The following is a 17,972-nucleotide window of genomic DNA, read 5'->3' on the forward strand; positions in this document are numbered from 1 at the left end:
GTGTGAGTTAAATTATGGAAAAATTTATTTTTGCATTTATAATAGGTGGTTTAATTTGTGTTATTGGGCAACTTATAATGGATATTTTAGAGATTACGCCTGCACATACTACTTGCACATTAGTTGTAATTGGAACAATTTTAGGAGGACTTGGTCTATATGATCCTTTAGTAAAGCTTGCAGGTGCAGGTGCATTTGTACCTATAAGTAGCTTTGGAAATACTCTTGTAACTGGAGCTCTACTTGATGCTGAAGAAACAGGGTTTATAGGCATATTTACTGGTGTTTTAAAGACAGTAAGTTCGGGGGTATCTGCAGCAATAATCTTTGGGTTTATTGCTGCGATAATATTTAAACCAAAAGGTTAAGTATATTAAAAAAATAGACCGAAAATTGACCTGTTATTCATTTGAATAGGCCTTAAATATATTTGAAAGGAGGTGATAACTGTGTCTGTAGGAACTCAAATGAAACAAGTAATTGCAGGAATACAAAGTGCTTCTGCTACAATGAAAACATTTTCTTTAGAAACTGAAGATCAACAAGCAAAAAATGATTTCGAACAAATAGGTAAACAACTTGATTCTTCACTAGAAGTTTTGAACGGAAGACTACAATATATTCAGGAACAAGAACCTCAATATAAGTAATATTAACTTTTACATTTACAGTTGAAGAAAGAATTATATAATAAATTTATAAAGAAATTATTATATTGTTTAAACACTCTGAACAAAAGAAAACTCACGATATTATGTCGTGAGTTTTTTATGTTTCGCTATGCTTTAAAACTATTGAACTTATGTTTAAAAATTATTAGGTGTGGTATATACTATTAATATAAAAATAATAGTTTCAGCAATCGTAATTTTAATTATTGGCTATGTTTTAGCAGAGTGTTGATATTGTTATATAATAGCGAATTGGCATTGAAGTTTACTTTGTAGAACTCTTAATGAATATTTGTACTATTAATGCTTGTCACAATCTGTGATTGGGAGCATGCATTAATAGGACTAATATTCATTTTAGAGTTTTTAAGTGAGAGTCAAAATTTTATATTTTGCTTATCGAACTTACTCAGCGAACGAATGTGAGTCGAGCTTCATCTTAAATTTCACAGTCCATGAGCTTTATATAACAATATCAATACGGTTTTAATTAAGTTTATACATTCATTGTAAATTGAAAGATATATTATTAAAGGTAAGGTGGGGTATAGTGAATAATAGGGAAAAGATTTTCTTTGTTTTAAAGAAATATTATGGATTTAATACTTTAAGAAGAGGTCAATTTGAAATTATAAATAGTATACTTGAAAAGAAAGATACCTTTTGCCTTATGCCAACTGGTGGAGGAAAGTCTATTTGTTATCAAATACCTGCAATTGTTTTAGAAGGAGTCACTCTTGTAATATCTCCACTAATTTCTTTAATGAAAGATCAAGTTGATAATTTAACAGGACTAGGTGTAAAAGCTACATATATTAATAGTACTCAAAATACTGAGTTAATAAAAGAAATATTAACTGAAACATCAATTGGAGAATATAAGATTATTTATATTTCACCTGAAAGGCTTGAATCTAAGCTGTTTAGAGATATGATAAGGGATCTTAAAGTTTCTCAAATTGCTATTGATGAAGCTCACTGTGTATCTCAATGGGGACATGACTTTAGAAAAAGTTACTTAGCAATTCAAAACTTTTGCAAAGAATTAAAAGATAAACCTATAATATCAGCGTTTACAGCTACAGCTACAGAAGAAGTAAGAAAAGATTCTATAAAGTTATTAGGGTTACTAAATCCTTATGTATATAAGGGAAATATTAATAGAGAAAATTTAAATCTTACTATATTAAAAGAAGTAGATAAATTAGAAACTTTAAAGGATATACTTCGAGATAATGAAGGCGAATCAGGAATAGTTTATTGTGCTTCAAGAAAAGAAGTTGATAATTTATACTATTATTTAAAAGATTTAGGTTTCAATGTAGGTAAGTATCATGGCGGACTTAAAGATGAAGAAAAAGAAATATTTCAAGAAGATTTTTTATATGAAAGATTAGATGTAATTGTTGCTACTAATGCATTTGGTATGGGAATAGATAAGTCCAATATTAAATTTATAGTTCATTTTACCATTCCTCAAAATATAGAATCCTATTATCAAGAGATAGGAAGAGGGGGAAGAGATGGAGAACTTTGCAATTGCTATCTATTTTATGCAAAAGAAGATATTAGTAGAGTTGAATATATAATAAATAAGAGTTCTATAATGAGTAGGAGAGAAATTCAACTAAGAAAATTACAGTCTATGATTGATTATTGTAATCTACAAAGTTGTTATAGAAACTTTATATTAAAATATTTTGAAAATGATTATAAGGGAAGTTATTGTAATAATTGTAGCAATTGTTTAAATGATGATGAATTAAAGGATTTTACAATAGAAAGCCAAATGATTTTATCAACTGTATTTAGAACGAAAGAGATGTATGGAATATCAGTACTTATAGATGTTCTAAAAGGATTTAAAGGCCCTAAAATAATACAAAATAATTTAGATAAAGTAACTACATATGGAATAATGAAAGAGCATGGAAGTGGACTTATAAAAGACTTAATTAATAGTTTATTAAATGAAGGGTATGTTGATTTGAAAGAGGGAACATATTCAATGCTAAAACTTAATGCACGTTCATTTAGAGTATTAAAAAATAAAGAAAAAGTAGTATTTAAGATTTTAGATAAGGAAGATACAATATTAAATAAACAATTATTTGAAGAATTAAAGAAATGGAGAAAAGATAAAGCTTATAGAGAAAGAATTAAGCCATATATAATATTTTCAGATACAACATTAATTGATATTTCAAATAATAAGCCAGATACTTTAGAAAAACTATTAGAAATTAGAGGTGTTGGGGAGAAAAAAATAAATGCTTATGGAGAAGAAATATTAAAAATTATGGCTATGTTTTAAGTGAGAGTTAAAAGGTGGAATATCTAAGTCACATGAAAGAAAATAATAGACCAAAGATGAGTTGTATATTTGGCGTCAGAAAAGGAGGTAAGTTAGTTAATAGCATAAGTTATTAACTGAACTTGCTGACGTATTATGGCCCAAAATAGACAATCATACTGGTCTATTATTTTTTTATGTGATTAAGTAAGTTCAAATTTTCAAATTTAAACAGAAAAGAAAGATTCACAATGGTATATTAATTTCATTGATTAAATTTGTATAATTAAAGAGAGAAGAAAAGGAGTGATAAACATGGAACTTAATAAAGAGTGCATGGAGATACTTCGATATATGATTGAAAAAGATGATTATATAAAAGTTGAGGAATTAGCTAAAAAATACAAAATAACAGATAGAGCAATTAGATACAAGATAGATAAAATAGAAAACTTTTTAGTTAAGAACGGTTTTGAATATTTCGATAAAAAATATGGACAAGGTATTAAGGTAACGAATAGCAAAGAAGTAAAGGTATACATAGAAAGATTTACATCAGAATACACACCATATAAATATGCATATTCAAAAGAAGAACGAATACTTTTTATGACATTAAGACTTCTTCAGGAAAATGAAAATATGAAAATTAAAGAGTTTGAAGAAAAACTATGTATTTCTAAGAATACATTGTTAAAAGAATTCGATGTAATACAAGAAAATCTAAAGAAGTACAATTTGAATCTGGTTAGAAAACCAGGAGTTGGACTTATTGTTGAAGGATTAGAAATAGATAAAAGAAATGCTGTAATAGATATTATTTCAGAAAGTGTGTCTGTAGAGGAAGTTGTTAATTATGCTTCAAAAAAATCAAGTCAGTCAAAAATAAGTATGCTTCAATTTGATGCATTATTTAAAGAAATAGATATTGATTTTATAGATGAACTTATAAAGAATGCTGAAGTTAAGTTAAAAAGGGAATTTAGCGATGAAGCATATGGTGGATTAATAACACATTTAGCAATAATGATAAAAAGAGTACAAATAGGAAAGGTACTAAGTACTCAATTAGTCAATTATGACTTTGTTAAAGAGACATTAGAATATGAAGTTACAAAAGATATTATTAAAAAGATAGAAGATAAATATCAAATAAAAGTACCAAATGAAGAAATAAGTTATATAGTTATTCACCTTTTAGGAGCAAAAGTTGTTAATAATAACTTTTTAGTAAATAAGAATGAGGATAATAAATTATTAAATATAATTGATTTTATGACTAAATATATAGAGTCATATTATAAGATAGATCTTGATGAAGAAAGAGTAGGATTGTATGATGGACTATTATTACATTTAAGACCTAGTTTATATAGAGTTAAATATGGATCAAAAATTATAAATCCACTTTTTGAAAGAATAAAATCTGAACAATCAAGATTATTTAAAGTAGTTACAACTGCATGCAAATATTTAGAAGAATATATAGGTAAAGAATTAGGAGAGCATGAAATTTCATACATAGTTCTTCATTATGCAGCTGTTATAGCTAGATATGAACAAAAAACTAACGGACAAGCTAAAATCATAGTAGTTTGTGGATCTGGAATTGGTTCATCTAAGCTTGTTGCATCTAAAATATTAGAACGATTTGATGTTAATATTTTAGGAACTTATAGTAGTAGAAATATAACATCTGAATTAGAAAATAGTTGTGATTATATTATAAGCACTGTAGATATACCAAGCTTAAATAAAGATAAATATATAAAAGTTTCTCCACTTATTACAAGTAGAGATTTAGAAAAATTAGAAAACTATATGCATCCAATTAGAAAAATAGATAAGGGTAAAAATGAAATATTATTACTTGATAGGATATTAGGGAAGATAAAAAAATATTGTGATATTAGAGATGAAGAGCAGTTAAGATATGAAATTTTATATGAAATGAAAAAGCAAGAAGAAATAGAAATTTCTAATAAAGAAAAACAGTCACTAAGTTATTTTATAAAGAAAGAAAATATAGAAATAAAGCTAAATTGTAAGGATTGGAAAGATGTAATATCTAAAGGTGCAGATATATTAATTAAAAAAGATTATATAACAGAGAAATATAAAGAAGGCATAATAGAAAAATTAGAAGAAATAGGACCATATATGGTTATTGCACCAGGGGTATGCTTATCCCATGTAGATATGGCAGATGAAATAAATAGAACTTCAATGAGTCTTATAAATCTAAAATATCCAATAAAATTTAATAGTGAATTTAATGATCCTGTAAGAGTGGTATTAACTTTTGCAACAAAGGATAAGGAGTCTCATCTAAATGCATTACTTGGATTTATGAATTTAATAAATAATGCAAATGATTTAAATAGTTTAATTTCCGCTTCGTCAAAAGATGAAGTGATAGATATAATTAAAAAATATTAATCAAGTATTAAGGAGGAGAATTTATGAAAAGAGAAGAAGTCAATTTTCTTAATGAAAGATGTAAAGAGGTCAGAAAATTAATACTTAAAGAAATTCACAGTGTAGGAAAAGGTCATTATGGCGGAAGCTTATCAATAGTTGAAATTTTAGTATTACTCTACAATAAAGAAATGAACATAGATGTATCAAATCCTAAAATGGAGGGACGTGATAGGTTAGTTTTATCTAAGGGCCATGCAGGACCTGCACTTTATGCCACATTAGCAGATAAAGGATATATAACAAAAAAAGAATTATTAACTTTAAATAAAGAAAATACTAATCTACCAAGCCATTGTGATATGAATAAAACAAATGGAATAGATATGACAACAGGTTCACTTGGACAAGGAATAAGTTGTGCAGTTGGTATGGCAAAGGCTTCTAAAATTAAAAAAGATAATTCATATATTTATTGTATAGTTGGAGATGGAGAATGCGAAGAGGGTCAAGTTTGGGAAGCAGCATTAGCAGCTAGTAATTTTAAATTAAATAATTTAATTGTGTTTGTTGATTATAACAAAATGCAATTAGATGGAACTTTAGCAGATATAATAAATATGAGTCCAATGGATAAGAAGTGGGAAGCATTTGGATTTAATGTTGAGAATGTATGTGATGGACATAATGTTGCAGAAATTCATGAAGCGATAGATAGATGTAAGAAACAAGATAAACCTACAGCTGTAATACTTAATACTGTAAAAGGCAAAGGTATACCTGCCATAGAAAATGCAGGATATAAGAGTCATAGTATGGGTTTAAGTCATGAAGAATTTAAAGAATCATTAGAATTTTTAAAGTAAGGGGGAAGCAGTTATGGAAATGAGAAAAGTTTTATGTAATGTAATGGAAGATTTAATGAATAAAAACGATAATATCATATTTATGGATGCAGATTTGGCAGAGGCAAATGGAACTATGCCTTTGAGAAAAGTATTTCCTGAAAGAGCTTTTGATGTTGGGATAAGTGAAGCTAATATGGCAAGTATGGCGGCAGGAATGAGTGCTTATGGAATGAACCCATACATATGTACATTTACTGCTTTTTCATCAAGAAGAATTTGTGATCAAATAGCAATTTCTATGGCTTATGCAAAGCAAAATGTTAAGATTATAGCAACAGATGCAGGAATTGCATCTGAACTAAATGGTGGAACTCATATGAGCTTTGAGGATATTGCAGTATTAAGAAGTATTCCAGGAGTTACTATTATTGATGTAGTTGACGAATTTCAACTAAAAGAAGTACTATATAAAACAGTTGATTACAAAGGTGTAGTATATATAAGAATTCCTAGAAAAGATGTGCCAAAGGTGCATGATGAAGAATATGAATTTAATTTATTTAAGGCTGATGTTATAAAAGAAGGAAAAGATATAACTATATTTGCTACTGGATTGATGACAAATACAGCAGTAGAAGCAGGTAAGCTTCTAGAAAATGAAGGAATAGATTGCGAAATTATATCTGTTCCTACTATTAAACCAATAGACAAAGAGACTATAGTTAAATCTCTTAATAAAACAAAGAAAGCTGTTACTATTGAAAACCATAATGTAATAGGTGGCTTATATAGTGCTATTGCAGAAGTTTCATGCGCAGAATGCCCAAGTCATATTATTAGCTTAGGTGTCAAAGATCATTTTGGAGAAGTAGGTAGTATAAAGTTTTTAAGTGAAAAATATGGAATGACAGCTAATGATATTGTTGATACGTGCAAGTCAATGCTAAAATAAATAATATCAATCATAAGATTAAGTGAATAATTTATAATTAATAGAACTCTCCTACAAAGCTTTTAAAGTAATTTTAAATAAGTTTTGTATGGAGAGTTTTTATGTAAATTCCAATGCCAATTCGCTCTTCTACTATAACATCAATACTATTTTAAAACATAGATGAATTTGAAAAAGTAAGTTCAAATTTTCATATTTGATTGGAAACTAATAGTGGTGTAAACCTATTCAAAAAAGAAGAAAAAGTTAATATAATTAGAGTATACCAAAGGTCAATAAATGGATGGGAGATATTAAAACATGTTAGTAGATTTAATAACATCAGAATTAATAGATGTAAAAGTTAAATGTAAAGATTGGAAGGAGGCTATAAATAAAGGCGCCAAATTATTAGAAAATAAAGGATTCATTAAAGAATGTTATAAAGAAGAAATAATAAATAATTTTAAAGAATTAGGACCATACATGGTAATAGCACCAGGAATTGTATTATCCCATGCAAGACCAGAAGCTGGAGTAAATGAGACTGGAATTAGTATAATAACTTTAGAAGATCCAATAGAATTTGGAAGTGAGTTAAATGATCCAGTAAAATTGGTAATAACATTAGCAGCTAAGGATAATACAAGTCATTTAAGTTTTTTATCAAAACTTATGGAGATTTTAATGAATACTGAAGACTTAAATACATTAATAAATGCAAATGAAGTTAAAGATATAATAAATATTATTAAAAAATATAAATAAGAGAAATTAGGAGGAATTTATTATGAAAATTTTAGTTTGTTGTGGATCAGGATTAGGAAGTAGTTTTATGATTGAAATGAACATTGAAAATACATTAAAATCTTTAGGAATTAAAGGAATTGAGGTAGCACACTCAGATTTATCATCAGCAAAAGGAATTCCAGCAGATGTATATGTTGGAACAAGAGACATTGCAGTTAGACTTGAAGGTCTTGGTGGAGAAGTTGTTTCTTTAAACAATATGATAGATTCAGCAGAATTAAAAGACAAGCTTATTGAAGTATTAAAGAAATTGAAATATGTTTAATTCATACTTGTTCAATGCTTAACTTAGATGAGTTTAGCATTGAACTAAATAATTTATTTGTCATTATAAAAATAGGAGGTATTACATATGTTAAACTTTATAGTTGATATACTTAGTGAACCATCAATATTGGTTGGTTTAGTTGCACTTATAGGACTAATATTACAAAAAAAATCTGTTACTGAATGTATCACAGGTACAATTAAAACAATTATGGGATTTTTAGTTCTAGGTGGAGGAGCTGCTTTAGTGCAAGGTGCTCTTGGATACTTTGGACAAATGTTTCAACATGGATTTGGAATTACAGGAATAGTTCCAAATAATGAAGCAATAGTAAGTTTAGGTCTTACTGATTTAGGTAGAGAGACTGCACTTATTATGGCATTAGGTATGATCGCAAATATATTAATAGCAAGATTCACAAAGATGAAATACATATTCTTAACAGGACATCATACTTTATATATGGCTTGTATGTTAGCTGTAATATTAGTTGCAGGAGGCTTTAAAGGATCATCTGTAGTTATTGTTGGAGCATTATTATTGGGATTAATAATGGCGGGTATGCCAACATTAGCACAACCTTTCATGAGAAAGATCACAGGTACAGATGAAGTTGGATTTGGTCATTTTGGTACTTTTGGATATATTCTAGCAGCTTTAGTTGGTAAAGCTGTTGGTAAGAATTCTAAATCAACAGAAGAAATTAATTTTCCTCAAAGTTTAACTTTTTTAAGAGATACATCAGTTGCAATATCTATAACAATGTTAGCTTTATACTTAATAGTAGCAATAGTAGCAGGACCAGCATATGTAGCTGAAATAAGTGGTGGTAAAAACTTAGTAGTATTTTCAGTAATACAATCAATAACATTTGCAGGTGGAGTTTATGTTATTCTTGCAGGAGTTAGATTAATACTTGCAGAAATAGTTCCAGCATTCAGAGGGATTGCAATGAAGTTAGTTCCTAATGCTAAACCAGCATTAGACTGTCCAGTAGTATTCCCTTATGCACCTAATGCAGTATTAATAGGTTTCTTATCAAGTTTTGTTGGTGGTGTTGTTGGATTAGGTATATTACTAGCAATGGGAGCACCAGCAATATTACCAGGAGTTGTTCCTCACTTCTTCTGTGGAGCGACAGCAGGCGTATTTGGTAATGCAACAGGGGGAAGAAAAGGAGCTATACTAGGAGCATTTGCACAAGGATTATTAATAACATTCCTACCAGCATTATTAATGCCAGTACTAGGTGGTCTAGGATTTGCAGGATCAACATTCAGTGATGCAGACTTTGGAGTATTTGGAATAATACTAGGTAAGATATTATCAATATTTGCATAATATTTATTAATCAGAGAATAAAGAATTAGCAAACATCCAAAGAGATATTCTTAAGAATAAAAATAAGAAATTATAAGAAAGTCCTGTCTTACAAAATCATTGCAAGACAGGATTTTATTTTTCTTTCACGTGCCTTAGTGAAAACATACTTAAGCTAAAAAAGGTGGAACATCAAAGTAGAATTTTAATGGAGTATTCTATAATTTTCTACTTTTTTATTATATAAAAGTTTAATAGATGAAAAACATAATAGACTTAATTTGTATTAGATTCAATATTGTGTTAAATTAATATGTATTACACAATATATGTGGAGGGGGATAAATGCATGAAAATAAAGATAATAATACCTTTAATACTTGTAACATTAGCTAGTACAATTCTACTAAGTGGGTGCACTAACCCTAATGAGAACTCTTCAAGTAATACAACTAATGTGTATACTTCTGACAATAAAATTGTAGATAAAAATAATACCGAAGATAAAATTAATGATAGTAATTTAAATAAAGAATCTGATATCAGTAAAGAGGGTACAAGTTCTAAAGATTTAGTAAACAACTTAAACAGATATGAAATAGTAACTAAAACTTATCATAAAAATAGTGTTGAGATTAATTATCCTCAAGTGAAAAATTTCTCTAATGAGGAAAGACTTAAGGCGATTAATAAGGATTTAGAGGAAGAGGCTTTAAGCATTTTAAAGAATTATTTTGAAGACGATCCAAATATTAATGAAGTAACTATGGATATAAATTATGAAGTAAAACTTAGAAATAATAATTATATCTCAATAGTTTACACTGGATATAGTAATGTAACTGGAGCGGCATATCCAGTTTCTGTATTTTATACAACTAATATAGATATAGAAAAGGGGAGTAGTATACGCCTTTTAGATTATGCTGATGTAAATGATGTATTAAATAAATTAAAAGATCCAAATGTTGTTACAGTTCTTTCAGATAATAAAGAATTAGTAGAGGCTCAAAGATCTATCCTTGAAAATTATGATAGTAAAGAACTTCTTAGTATGCTTAAAGAAGCTGATTTTTATAAATCAAATGAGAAATTAGAATCTCCCCCAAATGGAGTATATAGCTATATGGATGATGGTAATATAGTGATTAGCTTAGAGGTGAATCATGCAATGGGAGACCATGCAGAATTTGCAGTGAAAAAATAATGAAGAGAGTGAGAGTTCTTTAAAATATAGTCTAAAAACAATGAAAAAAAGCACCTTTTCTTTTAGGTGAAGCCAGTGAAAGTATGCGGTTGGAAAACCGTTCAATGCGAGAGGAAGTAGCACGGCCAATAACAAAACCTTATAAGCGCAGAGCAAACCACTCGTTTTACGGGTGGTTCTGATTCTAAAATTTGTTAGAGTATTTATTGATACTGGTTGTGTTTCATAATTAGTTGTATTTAAAGCATATTGACATCTTACATCTAAATGAAGAAAATCGATAAGCTCTTAATTTGTTTGCTGAAATATTTCTTTTATAATTAGTAATTTAAGAATAACATTAATAGGTGAATTCGGTCTTGAGGCTTTATTACTATATAAAACCGAAAAACGTTTCTTATAATTATTGAAAAAGAGAATATAAATTATATAATTAACAATTTATATGTTATCTTTTAATAAAATTACATAATAGGACTACAATTAATTTACTATTTTAAATTTTCCATCATGTTATTCAATTGATCCACAATATATAAAGAATCTTGAATGTTTTCATTAACTGCTTCCATTGCATTTGACTGTTCTTTAGTTGTTTCAAGAGTTATTTTAGAGTTTTTTATAGTTCCATTAACTGATTCTTGTATTTTAGTTGTTAATTCTGAAATACTCTTTGCTGTTTCCTTTGAATTTTCAGCTAAATTTCTTATTTCTTTTGCAACAACCGAGAATCCTTTTCCTAATTCTCCTGCACGTGCAGCTTCTATAGACGCATTAAGTCCTAACATTTTAGTTTGAGCTGCTATGCTTTTTATAGCATCAAGTATGCCATTAATTTGTTCTGTAACCACTCCTACTTGTGTTACTTCGCTATTTAATTCTTCTTGCTGAGATGCAATATTTGTTGCTGATGCTGAAAGTTCCTCTACTGTAGCAGACACTTGCATAAAATTATCGGACAACCTTTTTGATAATATATCTAATTTAATTTCATTATGTCCATTTTTAGCAAGGGAATTTACTACAAGAAATAATACATTTGCTGCTGCTTCTATGTTTTTCATATCTACTATATTAACTTGATGTACTGCTTCCACAAGAGAATCTCCATGTACATCTATTTCTTTTGCAATTTGTATAAAATCGTGTTCTTTAGGGGCAATATTTAACATTTGACCACCTAAAACTGTTCCTATTAAACTTCCTTCTATAATAATTGGTGCTGCAAAATCTATAAGGCCAGCATGACATACTCCTACAAAGGGTTTTCCTGTTCTTCTTGCTTCTTCCCCCATCCTTTTGTGAGAAGCTGCACACCTGTCATCTCCTTTTTTTGTTGAATGAATCAAATCATTACAAAATTTTGTATAAGAACTAGGATTTGTCACCGCTTTTCCGTTTTTATCCACAGTAACACTTGCACAATTCATTGCAAACGCAAAATCATCTTGGAATTTTTGTAATAATTTTGTATCAATTATATCTTTTATCTCCAAGGCATCCATATCTAGTTCATTCTTGTCTAACATTTTTATCATAAAAACTCCTCCTAATATACACTCTATAATATAAGTTACATAAGTACTGTTGAAATATATGTAATTAAACAATACTTTTCCTTATTTAATCTTATATATCTAAGCTTTATCTTAATTATCGACTTTTTTTGGATTATCTTGAATAATTTTATATATGTTGCAAATTCAAATGTGCAAAAAAAACGTAAACATCTACTTAATTTTTTGAATAGTTTTTATTGCAACATATATATATAAATTTAACTATTAATAAAAGATGGAAAGCTTGTTATTTTCTTTCATGGACCTAAACAAACTATGACCATATTTGACAATAGATACAAAAATAATATAAATATGTTACAATTATTAATGCAGATTAAGTGAAGAAATTTATAAAATTTTTACTGTATTGGTTAAGAAGATAGAATGTATATATTTTGTTATTAAATCAACACACTAATAGTAAAAACAAAGAAAACGTTTAAAAAATGTATTGAATTTTAACACACTTATAAAAAAAGTATAATCAATCCATTTAAAACTGTTTTAATTGCTTAAATTTGCAACTTAAATATTATTGGCATGATAATTGCTACTTAAATTAATTAATAAGTAATAATTTATTTACTATTAAATAATTGGAGGTAGATATAATGAAAAACATATTTTTATTTTGTGATGCTGGAATGTCAACAAGTCTACTAGTATCAAAAATGAGAAACGTTGCTGAAGCTCACAACGTAGAGGTACAAATACAAGCTTTACCATTTGCTAAATCATTTGAAATAATTGAAAACGGACAAGCTGATTGCATATTATTAGGACCACAAGTAAAGTTTTTATTAAAAGATATCGAAGGCAAATGTAAAGAAAAAAATATACCTTTAGATGTTATAAACTCAGCACATTATGGGACAATGAATGGTGAAAAAGTTTTAAAACAAGCCATCAAAATGATAAGAGAAAATCAAAATAAATAGGTAAAATTTTAAAATAAAGTAGCTAATTAACATTGCCAATAATATTTAAAAAGGAGTTGGAAAAAATGAATAAGTTTGAACTTATATTAGAAGAAAAAATTAGTCCTATTGCACAGAAAATTTCTGGACAAAGACATTTAAGAGCAATTCGGGATTCATTTGCAACTATAATGACATTTTTAATTATAGGGTCTGTATTTATGATTATTGCAAATTTTCCTATTAATGGATGGGAAGAGTTGCAAGTTAAATTATTTGGAGAAGGTTTTCCACAATTAATAATGACACCCGTAAGAGTAACTTTTGATTTTATGTCAATATATATTGCAGGAGCAATAGCATATAATTTATCAAAAAGATATAACATAGATGCTTTTACAGTAGCCTTATTATCAATAGCAAGCTTTGTATTATTGATACCATTTGATGCCAAAATAGAAATAGATGGAGTATCTCATGTTGTACCAAAAGTATTACAAATAGGAGCTTGGGTTGGAGCTAAAGGACTTATAGTAGCTATAATAGTTGGAATAGTAGTAACTGAAATTTTTAATTTGTTTATTAAGAAGGATATTAGAATAAAAATGCCACCAAGTGTACCAGAAGCGGTTTCAAAAGCATTTTCAGCTTTAATACCTGGATTTGTAATAATAACTTTAATGTTAATAGTACGTTTTATTTTTGCAGCAACAAGTTACGGCTCATTATTAGAGATGATTTATTCATTAGTAGCTATGCCAGCACAAGCATTTATAGGAAATAATGTTTTCGGTGCAATAGGATTATCAGTTGCCTCAACATTATTTTGGTTTTTAGGAATTAACGCTACTTCAACTTTAAATGGTGTAATTAGACCATTTTGGATGCAGTTACAAGAACAAAATATGACTGCTATTCAAGCAGGTTTAACACCACCAAATATTTTAACTGAACAATTCTATGATTTGATATATATGGGGGGTATAGGTGCAACTCTTGCTGTTTGTATATTTTTGACTTTAAGATCAAAATCAAAGCAATATAAAGAAATTGGTAAAATATCAGTTATACCAGGAATGTTTAATATAAATGAACCTGTAATGTTTGGTTTGCCAATTGTTTTAAATCCATTTGCATTTATACCATTATTAGTAGCACCAGTAGTATTGATAATAATAAATTATTATGTTATGTACTTTGGAATAGTACCAAAACCAAATGGAATTTATTTGCCTTGGACTACTCCGCCAATAATTCAAGGATATTTAATTACCGGAAGCATAAAAGGTGCATTATTACAATTGTTTGACATGTTTGTTGTAATGGGAATATGGTTTCCATTTATAAAACTTATGGATAAAAAGCAATATGAATTAGAACTTCAAGAAGATGATGAAGATGATGATTTTGACTTTACATTATAAGAATACTATTACTTGAAAGGATCTGATTAAGATATTTCTTGAAAAGATGAATTTTGAAGATGAATTTTTAGAAGATTTGAAAGAATTATTAAGAAAAAGAACAGTAAAAGAAAAAGAACATGACAATGCTCCTTTTGGTTATGGTATATTAGACGGATTAAAATGTGCATTAGAAATTTCTAATAAGTATGGTTTTAATACGGTTAACTTAGATAATTTTATAGGATATGCTGAATATGGAGAAGGCGATGATTATGTTGGTGTTCTAGGACATATAGATGTGGTTCCTCAAGGCAATAATTGGGATCAAGATCCATTCAATCCTATAATTAAAGATGGAAAAATATATGCAAGAGGTTCATTAGATGATAAAGGACCAATATTATGTGCTCTTTATGCACTAAAACTAATAAAAGATTCTAATATTAAGCTATCCAAAAAGGTTAGAGTAATATTTGGAACAAACGAAGAATCTGGTACTGCAGATATAGATCATTATTTAAAGAAAGAAAAGCCACCAATACTTTGCTTTACTCCAGATGCATATTTCCCAATTGTAACTTCAGAAAAAGGAATTTTGACATTTGAACTTATAAAAAAATTTCAAAGAAGCTTAAATGGATATAAAATCGAATATATTAGAGGTGGTAAAAAATCTAATGTAGTTCCCGATTACTGTGAATGTAAATTAATATACGATGTAGATAGAAATGTAGTTGATGATTTTAAAGATACTAACTTGAAAAACAGGTATAAAATAATCACAAATGTTGAAAAAAATGTAGTGGTAATTAGAAGTAGTGGAAAATCTTCTCACGGGAGTACTCCCGAACGAGGTAATAATGCTATATCTAATATGTTAATTTATCTAAATAAAACACTAAGATATGAAGATGAATTTTCAATTTTTTTAAATGAATTTTCTAATATTATTGGATTTGATTATACAGGAGAAAAATTAAATATTAATTTTTCAGATGAAGAGTCTGGAAAATTAACATTGAATCTTGGAATTATTAACGGAGATACTTCTGAAATAAGAATGAGATTTAATGTAAGGTATCCTGTAAAAGCTAATTATGAAAAAATTATATCTAATATTAAAGAAAGAATTCAAGATAAAAAGTTTATTTTTGAAATGGGAAACCATAACCCACCATTACATTTTAAAAAAGATCACAAATTAGTATTAGCTCTTAAAAAAGCATATGAGGAATCAACAGGAGATGTTGCAGAATTACTATCAACAGGTGGAGGAACTTACGCAAAATTGATGCCTAATACTGTAGCTTTTGGACCTATTTTTGATGAAAAACATAATTTATGTCATCAAGCAAATGAAAATATAGAGTTATCATTACTTAAAAAATGTATTGAAATATATGCAAGGGCCATATATGAATTGGCAAAGTAAAAGTAAAAATTAACTTTAGGCACATTCAAAAAAATAATAGACCAAATATACGACACATCTTTGGTCTATTATTTTCTTTTATGTGCCTTAAGACAATAATTAATAGTAGACATTATAAATAATTGGAGGAATTTGGTATGGAATTTAGAAGAGAAGAAGATTCTATTGGAGAAAAATACGTTCCAAAGGAAGTCTATTATGGTGTACAAAGTCTAAGAGGATATGAAAATTTTAGAATTAGTGGATTAGATGTGAATGAAAATTTCATAAAAGATTTGGCTCTAGTAAAGAAAGCATGTGCAATAGCAAATTTAGAAAGTAAACAATTAAATGAAAAAATAGCAAAAGCAATTATTGAAGCATGTGATGAAGTTTGCAATGGTAAATTAATAGACCAATTTATTATAGACCCTATTCAAGGTGGAGCAGGAACATCAATGAATATGAATATGAATGAAATAATTGCTAATAGAGCTAACGAAATATTAGGTTATGAAAAGGGAAAAAAATTTCCAGTGCATCCCAATGATCATGTTAATAAAGGACAATCTACTAATGATGTTATTCCAACAGCGGCAAGTATAACTACTTATAGACTTTTGGATGAGTATATAAAAGAAATAGAGAGACTAGAAAAGGCTTTATTAAAAAAAGGAGTAGAATTTACGCCTATAATAAAAATGGGAAGAACAGAAATGCAAGATGCAGTACCTATAAGTTTAGGAAGTGAATTTAAAGCTTTTGCAAAAGCAATTGGTAGAGATGTTAAAAGATTAGAGATTTCTAAGAAAAGATTAAAAGAAGTAAATTTAGGTGGAACAGCAATAGGAACAGGCATAACTGCTAATGAAAGTTATATAAAAAGTGTTGCTATTATTTTAAGTGATTTATTGGGATATGATATACATCAATCTGAAGATTTAATAGATGCTACTCAAAACTTAGATAAATTTTCAGAGATATCATCTAATTTAAAAGTTTGTGCTGTAAATATAAGCAAATTAGCAGGAGACTTAATTTTAATGTCATCTGGTCCAAGAACAGGTATTGGAGAAATTAAACTTCCAGCTAAGCAAAATGGCTCATCAATTATGCCAGGAAAAGTTAATCCTGTAATGCCAGAATTAATGAAACAAATATCTTATCAAGTTATAGGAAATGATTTAACTATTACATTAGCTGTACAAGCTGGTCAATTAGAATTAAATGCTTTTTGCCCAATTATTATATTTAATTTATATCAATCAATTACTATATTAACAAATGGAGTAAAAACATTTATAGACAATTGCATTGTGGATATTGAAGCTAATAAAGAGAGATGTAGGGAATTAGTAGAAAGAAGTGTAGGAACAGTTACAGCTTTAATACCTGTAATAGGATATGAGAAATCAGCAGATATTGCTAAAAAAGCTTTAAAGACTGGTAAATCTATAAAAGAAGTAATAAAAGAAGAATGTGATTTTAGTGAAAGTGAAATTAACAAGATACTAAATATAGAAAAAATGGGTGAATAAATTAGTAGTATTAATGAAATTAATCAAAGTAAAGAGGCTGTCTCAGAATAAATGTACTATGTTTTAAAATAGTATTGATATTGCAGTATAAAGCTCATGGACAGGGAAATTTACTTTAAGAACTCTAAAATAAAGCTTAGTCCAATTAATGCATGCTCCCAATCAAAGATTGTGACAAGCAATTAATAGTACAAATCTTCATTAAGAATTCTAAAAAGCAAATTTCAATGCCAGTTCGCCCTTATACTAAAATATCAACATTGTTTTAAAACATAGTAAATAAATAGAGGACTATCTTAAATACATAAGTATGTTTTTTGAGATAGTCCTCTATTTTTATGTTAAAACAGAACTTAAAGCTTAAAGAAATAA

Annotated in this window: 15 protein-coding genes; 14 read left to right on the forward strand and 1 reads right to left on the reverse strand. The window is 28.0% G+C overall.

The genetic code is table 11. The features are described 5' to 3' along the window. Positions 1 to 14: 14 nt before the first annotated feature. The 10 genes from spoVAE to BM027_RS10240 all read left to right on the forward strand — a co-directional run bounded on the left by spoVAE (position 15) and on the right by BM027_RS10240 (position 10,766). Positions 15 to 368, forward strand: coding sequence for a stage V sporulation protein AE (gene spoVAE, locus BM027_RS10195; RefSeq protein WP_090091475.1), 354 nt, complete (start codon positions 15 to 17; stop codon positions 366 to 368). Positions 369 to 449: 81 nt separating this feature from the next. Next, the gene (locus BM027_RS10200; RefSeq protein ID WP_090091477.1) at positions 450 to 650 is read left to right on the forward strand and encodes a DUF1657 domain-containing protein; all 201 of its coding nucleotides are present in this window, start codon (positions 450 to 452) and stop codon (positions 648 to 650) included. Positions 651 to 1,221: 571 nt separating this feature from the next. Next, complete coding sequence (gene recQ / locus BM027_RS10205; RefSeq protein ID WP_090091479.1) at positions 1,222 to 2,985, forward strand: DNA helicase RecQ; 1,764 nt, start codon at positions 1,222 to 1,224, stop codon at positions 2,983 to 2,985. A 294-nt stretch (positions 2,986 to 3,279) separates the two neighbouring features. Further along, positions 3,280 to 5,403 carry a BglG family transcription antiterminator gene (locus tag BM027_RS10210; protein ID WP_090091481.1) on the forward strand — a complete coding sequence of 708 codons (2,124 nt, stop codon included), beginning with the start codon at positions 3,280 to 3,282 and terminating at the stop codon, positions 5,401 to 5,403. Between the two features lie 23 nt (positions 5,404 to 5,426). After that, positions 5,427 to 6,248, forward strand: coding sequence for a transketolase (locus BM027_RS10215; RefSeq protein WP_090091483.1), 822 nt, complete (start codon positions 5,427 to 5,429; stop codon positions 6,246 to 6,248). A gap of 13 nt (positions 6,249 to 6,261) precedes the next feature. Continuing rightward, positions 6,262 to 7,182, forward strand: coding sequence for a transketolase family protein (locus tag BM027_RS10220; RefSeq protein ID WP_090091485.1), 921 nt, complete (start codon positions 6,262 to 6,264; stop codon positions 7,180 to 7,182). A gap of 300 nt (positions 7,183 to 7,482) precedes the next feature. Beyond that, positions 7,483 to 7,929, forward strand: coding sequence for a PTS sugar transporter subunit IIA (locus BM027_RS10225; RefSeq protein ID WP_090091487.1), 447 nt, complete (start codon positions 7,483 to 7,485; stop codon positions 7,927 to 7,929). Between the two features lie 22 nt (positions 7,930 to 7,951). Next, on the forward strand, positions 7,952 to 8,236 hold the full coding sequence (locus tag BM027_RS10230) for a PTS sugar transporter subunit IIB (protein WP_090091489.1): 285 nt from the start codon (positions 7,952 to 7,954) through the stop codon (positions 8,234 to 8,236). 87 nt (positions 8,237 to 8,323) lie between these two features. After that, the gene (locus BM027_RS10235) at positions 8,324 to 9,580 is read left to right on the forward strand and encodes a PTS ascorbate transporter subunit IIC (RefSeq protein WP_090091491.1); all 1,257 of its coding nucleotides are present in this window, start codon (positions 8,324 to 8,326) and stop codon (positions 9,578 to 9,580) included. A gap of 328 nt (positions 9,581 to 9,908) precedes the next feature. Continuing rightward, positions 9,909 to 10,766, forward strand: coding sequence for a DUF4163 domain-containing protein (locus BM027_RS10240; protein WP_175559966.1), 858 nt, complete (start codon positions 9,909 to 9,911; stop codon positions 10,764 to 10,766). A 491-nt stretch (positions 10,767 to 11,257) separates the two neighbouring features. Here the strand turns inward: BM027_RS10240 and BM027_RS10250 are convergent, their stop codons facing one another. After that, the gene (locus tag BM027_RS10250; protein WP_090091495.1) at positions 11,258 to 12,304 is read right to left on the reverse strand and encodes a PocR ligand-binding domain-containing protein; all 1,047 of its coding nucleotides are present in this window, start codon (positions 12,302 to 12,304) and stop codon (positions 11,258 to 11,260) included. A 635-nt stretch (positions 12,305 to 12,939) separates the two neighbouring features. On the opposite strand from BM027_RS10250, the gene BM027_RS10255 reads away from it, so the two are divergent. The 4 genes from BM027_RS10255 (at position 12,940) to BM027_RS10270 (ending at position 17,600) form a co-directional block, all read left to right on the forward strand. Continuing rightward, on the forward strand, positions 12,940 to 13,266 hold the full coding sequence (locus tag BM027_RS10255) for a PTS sugar transporter subunit IIB (RefSeq protein ID WP_090091497.1): 327 nt from the start codon (positions 12,940 to 12,942) through the stop codon (positions 13,264 to 13,266). Positions 13,267 to 13,331: 65 nt separating this feature from the next. Next, a complete protein-coding gene (locus BM027_RS10260; protein ID WP_090091499.1) occupies positions 13,332 to 14,669 on the forward strand; it encodes a PTS sugar transporter subunit IIC in 1,338 nt (445 codons plus the stop codon). A 46-nt stretch (positions 14,670 to 14,715) separates the two neighbouring features. Beyond that, on the forward strand, positions 14,716 to 16,083 hold the full coding sequence (gene pepV, locus BM027_RS10265; protein ID WP_090091502.1) for a dipeptidase PepV: 1,368 nt from the start codon (positions 14,716 to 14,718) through the stop codon (positions 16,081 to 16,083). Between the two features lie 137 nt (positions 16,084 to 16,220). Then, positions 16,221 to 17,600, forward strand: a complete 1,380-nt coding sequence (locus BM027_RS10270; protein WP_090091504.1) for an aspartate ammonia-lyase — start codon at positions 16,221 to 16,223, stop codon at positions 17,598 to 17,600. The last annotated feature ends 372 nt before the right edge of the window (positions 17,601 to 17,972 follow it).

Source organism: Clostridium uliginosum, from assembly GCF_900112485.1.
Taxonomy (GTDB): domain Bacteria; phylum Bacillota; class Clostridia; order Clostridiales; family Clostridiaceae; genus Clostridium; species Clostridium uliginosum.